At 68.6% G+C, this 4,909-nt stretch carries 4 protein-coding genes; all 4 read right to left on the reverse strand.

Annotated elements, in window-relative coordinates; all coding sequences use genetic code 11:
* A partial coding sequence (locus K206_RS0131675) for a response regulator transcription factor (RefSeq protein WP_020206335.1) occupies positions 1-408 on the reverse strand: 408 nt, incomplete at its 3' end.
* Positions 409-683: 275 nt separating this feature from the next.
* Positions 684-998: a hypothetical protein gene (locus K206_RS0131680; RefSeq protein ID WP_020206336.1), complete on the reverse strand. Its 315-nt coding sequence runs from the start codon at positions 996-998 to the stop codon at positions 684-686.
* Positions 999-1,247: 249 nt separating this feature from the next.
* Positions 1,248-3,995, reverse strand: coding sequence for a methionine synthase (gene metH, locus K206_RS0131685; RefSeq protein ID WP_081651588.1), 2,748 nt, complete (start codon positions 3,993-3,995; stop codon positions 1,248-1,250).
* 41 nt (positions 3,996-4,036) lie between these two features.
* A partial coding sequence (locus K206_RS0131690) for a homocysteine S-methyltransferase family protein (RefSeq protein WP_020206338.1) occupies positions 4,037-4,909 on the reverse strand: 873 nt, incomplete at its 5' end.

The following is a 4,909-nucleotide window of genomic DNA, read 5'->3' on the forward strand; positions in this document are numbered from 1 at the left end:
CCCGCCGATCAGCAGGTCCGCGACCGTGGCGCTGACGTAGCGGCGGCCCTGGGCCACGGTGCGGATCGCCTTGACGAGATCGTCCGGCGCGCTTTCCTTGGTGAGGTAGCCCGAGGCGCCGGCACGGATCAGGTTGATGGCGTACTGGTCTTCCGGGTAGGTGGACAGGATCAGCACCGGCAGGTCGGGATGGCGCTGGCGCAGCAGCTTGAGCACGTCGATGCCGTTGCGGTCGGGCATCGAGATGTCGAGCACGACCACGTCGAACTCGTGCTCGCGCAGCCGGGTCATGACTTCGTCGCCGCTGGCAGCCTCCCCTTCCACCCGGATGTCGGGCTCGTCGGAGATGAACTGGCGCAGACCGGCGCGCACGATCTGGTGATCGTCGGCGATCAGGACGCGGATCATGGGTCTCTCCCTGGGCATGGATGCGCCGTTCCGGTCGGAACGGGCATGCCCACTGGGCCAGTGGACTAAAACATTGTAGTGGTTACAAAGCCGCGGGAATGTCGGTGTAAGGCTGACAAGGCGCGGTGGCAGGGGGCGGAAGGGAGATGGAGAATGGAGGCGCGGGCTTGCGCCCGCGAGCGGGAGGACGACGACTTCGTTGATGCTCCGGCCCTCTCCCCCGGCTCCTCTCCCGCAAGCGGGAGAGGAGAGCAGGCCTGCAGTCCCTGGCGGGCTTACTGGACCTTGGCCGCGGCGCCCGTGTCGGCCGTGGCGCCGGTCTCGGCGGCGGTGCCCTTCCTGGCCTTGGCGTGGCTGACGTGCTTGCCGGTCCTGGCGTGCGCGCCGGCCTTCGCGTCCGCGCCCTTGTCGCTGCCCGCGTTCACATCCGCGCCGGCCGCCACGCCCTTGTCCGCGGGCGCGCTCACCGCGGGCGCCGCCAGGGTGCCGGCGGCGCCTGCCTTGGCGTCGGCGCCGGTACCTTGCGCCAGGGCCAGCGACGAAGCGGCGGCGATCGACAGGGCGGAAAGGGAGATCAGCAGTTTGTTCATGGAGAGGCTCCTTGCAGTTGGCTCCGCGGCGAAACGCTCGCCGCGGCGTTCACTTGATGTGAGCCCCCAGTCTAGGGACGCGCCGCGGCGCGGTCTGTTAGGAGATGTAATGCCTTGTAAGGAGTGGTGAAGCCCCGCCGGGGCCGCGCCGCCGCGCGCGGGCGGGCGTTTTCCCTGCCTGCCCAACGGCTTGCGGCGCGGCGGCGGCGCGTATCGGCGCGTATCGGCGCGCGCGCCGCGCAGATGCGGTTACAGGTTCGGCGCGAGCGCGCGCTCGAGCACGCTGCGTTCCTCGCCGCGGCGCGCGGCCATGTCGTCGAGCTGGTCCTGGCCGATCTTGCCGACCGAGAAATACGTCGACTCGGGATGCGCGAGATAGAAGCCGCTCACCGACGCGGCCGGCGTCATGGCCAGCGAATCGGTGATGCCCATGCCGATCTCGGCGGCGTTGAGGTAGTCGAACATCGGCGCCTTGACGGTGTGCTCCGGGCAGGCCGGGTAGCCGGGCGCGGGGCGGATGCCGCGGTAGCGCTCCTCGATCAGCTGGTCGTTGGTCAGCACCTCGCCGGCGTCGTAGCCCCACAGATCGCGGCGCACGCGCTCGTGCAGGCATTCGGCGAAGGCCTCGGCCAGGCGGTCGGCCAGCGACTTGAGCATGATCGCGCTGTAGTCGTCGTGGTCGGCCTCGAACTGGGCTTCCTTCTTGTCCACGCCGATGCCCGCCGTGACCGCGAACACGCCGATGTAGTCGGCGATGCCGCTGTCCTTGGGCGCGATGAAATCGGCCAGGCAGCGGTTGGGGCGCATCACGCCGTCGATCACCGGGCGCTCGCTCTGCTGGCGCAGGTTGTGCCAGGTCAGCGCGACCTGGCTGCGGCTCTCGTCGGTGTAGATCTCGATGTCGTCGTCGTTGACGGTGTTGGCCGGCAGCAGCGCCAGCACGCCGTTGGCGCTCAGCCAGCGGCCCTGGATCAGGCGCGACAGCATGGCCTTGCCGTCGGAGAAGACCTTGCGCGCGGACTCGCCGACGATCTCGTCGTTGAGGATGTCGGGGAATTTGCCGGCCAGGTCCCAGGTCTGGAAGAACGGCGCCCAGTCGATGTAGTTGGCCAGCTCCGCGAGGTCGTAGTTGCGGAACACGCGCCGGCCGATGAACTTCGGCCTGGGCGGCACGTAGGCGCTCCAGTCGAGCCTGGTCTTGTTGGCGCGCGCCTGCGCCAGCGTCACCATCGGCGTGGCCTTGCGGTTGGCGTGCTGGTGGCGGATGCGCTCGTAGTCCGTCTTCAGCTCGTCGAGGTAGCGCGCCGCGCCTTCGTCGGACAGCAGGCTCGAGGCCACGCTGACCGAGCGCGAGGCATCCGGCACGTAGACCACCGGGCCTTCGTAGTTGGGCGCGATCTTGACCGCAGTGTGCACGCGCGAGGTGGTCGCGCCGCCGATCAGCAGCGGAATCTTCTTGATGCGGAAGTAGTCGTCGCGCTGCATCTCCGAGGCGACGTAGGCCATTTCCTCGAGCGACGGCGTGATCAGCCCGGACAGGCCGACGATGTCCGCGCCCTCGACCTTGGCGCGCGCCAGGATCTCGTTGCACGGGACCATCACGCCCATGTTGACCACTTCGAAGTTGTTGCACTGGAGCACCACCGACACGATGTTCTTGCCGATGTCGTGCACGTCGCCCTTGACCGTGGCGATGATGATCTTGCCGCGCGCCCTGACGTCGCCGCCGGCCTCGGCCAGCAGGCGCTTCTCCTCCTCGATGTAGGGCAGCAGGTGGGCCACCGCCTGCTTCATCACGCGCGCGCTCTTGACCACCTGCGGCAGGAACATCTTGCCGGCGCCGAACAGGTCGCCCACGATGTTCATGCCGTCCATCAGCGGGCCTTCGATCACCTCGATCGGGCGGCCGCCGCGCGCCTCGACCTGCTGGCGCACTTCCTCGGTGTCCTCGACGATGAACGTGGTGATGCCGTGCACCAGCGCGTGCGCCAGGCGCTCGCCCACCGGCACCGGGTTCTCGGGCGTGCCGCGCCACAGCAGGTTCTCTTCCTTCCTGGCGCCGCCGCCCTTGAAGCGGTCGGCGATCTCGAGCAGGCGGTCGGTGGCGTCCTCGCGGCGGTTGAGCACCACGTCTTCCACGCGCTCGCGCAGCTCGGGGTCGAGCTGGTCGTACACGCCGAGCTGGCCGGCGTTGACGATGCCCATGTCCATGCCCGCCTTGATCGCGTGGTACAGGAACACGGTGTGGATAGCCTCGCGCACCGCGTCGTTGCCGCGGAACGAGAACGACACGTTGGACACGCCGCCGCTGACCTTGGCGTAGGGCAGGTTCTGCTTGATCCACGCGGTGGCCTCGATGAAGTCCACCGCGTAGTTGTTGTGCTCCTCGATGCCGGTCGCCACCGCGAAGATGTTCGGGTCGAAGATGATGTCCTCGGGTGGGAAGCCGATCTCGCCCACGAGGATGTCGTAGCTGCGCTTGCAGATCTCGGTCTTGCGCGCGTAGGTGTCGGCCTGGCCTTTCTCGTCGAACGCCATCACCACGGCGGCGGCGCCGTAGCGGCGGATCAGCCCGGCGTGGTGGCGGAACTGCGCCTCGCCTTCCTTGAGCGAGATCGAGTTGACCACCGGCTTGCCCTGCACGCACTGCAGGCCGGCCTCGATCACTTCCCACTTGGACGAGTCCAGCATGATCGGCACGCGCGCGATGTCCGGCTCCGAGGCGATCAGGTTGAGGAACCGGATCATGGCGGCCTTGGAGTCCAGCATGGCCTCGTCCATGTTGATGTCGATGATCTGCGCGCCGTTCTCGACCTGCTGGCGCGCCACCGCCAGGGCCTCGTCGAACTGGCCGTTGAGGATCATGCGCGCGAAGGCCTTGGAGCCGGTGACGTTGGTGCGCTCGCCGACGTTGACGAACAGCGTGTCCTCGTCGATGGTGAAGGGTTCGAGGCCGGACAGGCGCATCGGGCGCGGCGGCAGGGTAGCTTGGGTCATGGCTTGGTCTTGTTCGGTGGGCTCGTGGGCGCGCGGCGGGTTCACGCTGCGGCTGCGTCGTCGCTGCCGCTGTCGCGGTACTGGCCGGGCCAGGTGCGCGGCTTGCGGCTGGCCACGCGCTGCGCGATGGCGGCGATGTGCTCGGGCGTGGTGCCGCAGCAGCCGCCCACCAGGTTGACCAGGCCGGAGGCGGCGAACTCGTCCACCAGCGACGAGGTGACTTCCGGGGTTTCGTCGAAGCCGGTGTCGCTCATCGGGTTGGGCAGGCCGGCGTTCGGGTAGCACGACACCGCCGCGTCGCAGATCTTGGCCAGCTCGGCGATGTACGGGCGCATCAGCGTGGCGCCGAGCGCGCAGTTCAGGCCGAACGTGATCGGGCGCGCGTGGCGCAGGCTGTTCCAGAACGCCTCCACGGTCTGGCCCGACAGGATGCGGCCGGAAGCGTCGGTCACGGTGCCGGAGATCATCACCGGCAGGCGCTCGCCGGTGTCCTCGAACAACTGGTCGATGGCGAACAGCGCGGCCTTGGCGTTGAGCGTGTCGAAGATGGTCTCGACCAGGAACACGTCGGCGCCGCCTTCGAGCAGCCCCTTGCCCTGCTCGTAGTAGGACTGGCGCAGCTCCTCGAAGCTGACGTTGCGCGCGCCGGGATCGTTGACGTCCGGCGAGATGCTGGCGGTCTTGGGCGTGGGGCCGAACGCGCCGGCCACGAAGCGCGGCTTGTCCGGCGTGCTGTACTTGTCGCAGGCGGCGCGCGCGAGCTTCGCCGCCTCGACGTTCATCTCGTAGGCCAGCCCGGCCATCTTGTAGTCCTCCTGCGCCACGCGCGTGGCGCCGAAGGTGTTGGTCTCGATCAGGTCGGCGCCGGCGGCCAGGTACTGCTCGTGGATCTCGCTGATGACCTGCGGACGCGT

The sequence above is a fragment of the Cupriavidus sp. WS genome, assembly GCF_000395345.1.
Lineage (GTDB): Bacteria > Pseudomonadota > Gammaproteobacteria > Burkholderiales > Burkholderiaceae > Cupriavidus > Cupriavidus basilensis_B.